This is a genomic window from Vallitalea maricola (assembly GCF_036985595.1).
Classification (GTDB): domain Bacteria; phylum Bacillota; class Clostridia; order Lachnospirales; family Vallitaleaceae; genus Vallitalea; species Vallitalea maricola.
Genome location: NZ_BTPU01000146.1, coordinates 1 through 404 on the forward strand (window position 1 = coordinate 1; position 404 = coordinate 404).

The window sequence follows — 404 nt, forward strand, 5'->3', positions numbered from 1 at the left end:
TACATATACTATTTTGCTTTTAAGGTATAGGTAGTTAATCACAAAAAAACTTTTTCTTCTTTGTAAAATACTTATGGCTACAGTGGTTTTAAAATATAAAAAAAGTAAATACATGCTTGGAATTTTGTAACCGAAAGTATAATAATAATATAAGAAATTAAAAGGAGAATAAATAATGGCTAAGAAAAAAATTGGGAGACCTACTAATGATCCAAAACCTATTAAAATTACAGCTCGTATAAATGAGCAGACATTAGAGATTCTAAAAGATTATTGTGAAAGGAATAACATAACCAAAGCACAAGGAATTAGAGATGGACTGAACTACCTCAAAAACAAATAAAAGTAAAGAAGTTTTAATTATTAGGAATATTTGATTTAACTATACCTTCACTTGACTTTTG

At 26.0% G+C, this 404-nt stretch carries 1 protein-coding gene; it reads left to right on the forward strand.

Annotated elements, in window-relative coordinates; genetic code table 11:
- Positions 1–175 precede the first annotated feature (175 nt).
- Positions 176–343: a hypothetical protein gene (locus AACQ14_RS23665; RefSeq protein ID WP_339366005.1), complete on the forward strand. Its 168-nt coding sequence runs from the start codon at positions 176–178 to the stop codon at positions 341–343.
- Positions 344–404 lie beyond the last annotated feature (61 nt).